We start from the raw sequence: 1,800 nt of genomic DNA on the forward strand, positions 1-1,800 counted from the left end.
AAGAAAAAGAAAATAATATTGCGGCTCTTTGCTCTCTATGTATTTGGGGGCAACACGCGCTCCCCATGATACTTTTGGTCAGTTTAAGAATATTGCGATCGTTCTTTTTTAAAAACGTAAGGTATATTTTTATTTTAGGATAGGAGAGGTACTTTAGTGCACTGGTTGTTAGAGAAGTGCATATCCTTTTCTCCGAGGATTTTATGATATTTTTGCTGCTTGTTTCATGTAAGAAAATATTTTGTTGGCTTCAAAAGAGCCGCAGAAATGAGAAAAGCTTTGCGATATGAGAGATTTATTTAACAGGAACGATGATAAATTATTCTTATAAATTAAAATATTATATGCGATACTTCTTGTAAGTTTATCATTTTGCCTAATTTATGCAATAAATTGATTGGGTAAGATAAACTTGTTGAATTGTTAGAGAAAAATTTCTTGAGTAATTTCTTTAGAATTAAGAGAGAGAGCTTGTGGAATAAAACTATACTTGATTTATCAAGTTTTCTTTCTTAAGAGGAATACACAAGTGACGTTAAAAGGGTAGTGGCATTGTGGAACAGTGATGCTATGCGGGGTGACGATCCAGCTCATAAATAAAGATAAGAGCACAAGAATGTGAGATAAAAATGGAATCTGAAACAGTCCCTTTAGATAAAACAGTCCCTTTAGATAATATGTCTGCTGTATTGACAGTGCATGATTTTTCTCCTCTTTCTATGTTTATGGCTGCTGATTGGGTGGTGAAAGCCGTTATCATTATTTTGTTACTTGCTTCACTTATGTCTTGGACAATTGCTTTTGTGAAAATTGTTGAGATCACTTTGGTAAAACGAAGAGTACGTCATGAACTTCAATTGGTTCTAAATGCTCAGACTCTTACGCGTTTGGCAGCTAGCTTGAAAGAAAGCAAAGGAGCTGGTGTGTTTTTTCTCAAAGAAGTCCTTAAAGAGGTGTATCTTTCTGCACAACAGGTTCATTTTTCTGCTCCTGAAGGGATAAACGAAAGCTCTGGTGAAAAAACCAGTACAGAGGAAAGGGCACAAACGATTGAAGATATTCTCTTTTATGAGGAGAGCAATCAATATGAAGATGTTTCCCGCGATGTTCGCGATGCTAGGGTTCGTGATGTTCATGAAGGTTTAAAAGAAAGGGTTCATTCACTTTTGTCACGCTGCTTGCTGGCTGCTACACGCCGTGTTGCATGTGGAAGTGCTGTTCTTGCAACTATTGGCGCAATTGCTCCTTTTGTTGGTCTTTTTGCAACTGTTTGGGGAATTATGAATTCTTTTATTGGGATTGCTCAGTCTCAAACAACGCGACTTGATGTGGTGGCGCCTGGAATTGCTGAAGCCTTATTCGCAACGGCTGTTGGGCTTTTTGTGGCTATTCCCGCCGTTGTTATGTATAATAGCCTTATGCGTGCTTTGAGTGGTTATCGTAGTGATTTAGGTGATATCGCTGCTGCTCTTGAAAGGCTCTTGAGCCGTGAACTTGATAGACAAAGACAACAGAAAAGTCATAAAAAATGAAAGCAAGCCTTAATAATGATTGGGATATAGACGAGAGTGGGTTGCAAAGCGAAATCAATGTGACCCCTTTTATTGATGTTGTATTGGTGTTGCTTATTGTTTTTATGGTTGCTGCGCCTTTGGCAACATCTGCCATTTCCGTTCAGCTTCCTTCTATAACTCAAGCACCTTCAGTGGTTCAGTCTGATGAACCTCTTTATGTTACGTTGCAAAAAGATCGTTCTCTTTACATTGGTGATCATCTTGTAGAACAAGCAGCTTTGAGAGA

General features: G+C 38.1%; 2 protein-coding genes. Both read left to right on the top strand.

Translation table 11 applies throughout. The annotated features are described in order from the left end of the window. Positions 1–629: 629 nt before the first annotated feature. A complete protein-coding gene (locus ACFIL3_RS09900) occupies positions 630–1,532 on the top strand; it encodes a MotA/TolQ/ExbB proton channel family protein (protein ID WP_375682198.1) in 903 nt (300 codons plus the stop codon). Continuing rightward, a partial coding sequence (locus tag ACFIL3_RS09905; protein ID WP_375682199.1) for a biopolymer transporter ExbD occupies positions 1,529–1,800 on the top strand: 272 nt, incomplete at its 3' end. The genes ACFIL3_RS09900 and ACFIL3_RS09905, both read left to right, overlap by 4 nt.

The organism is Bartonella sp. CE47NXGY (assembly GCF_042195415.1).
Classification (GTDB): Bacteria; Pseudomonadota; Alphaproteobacteria; order Rhizobiales; family Rhizobiaceae; genus Bartonella.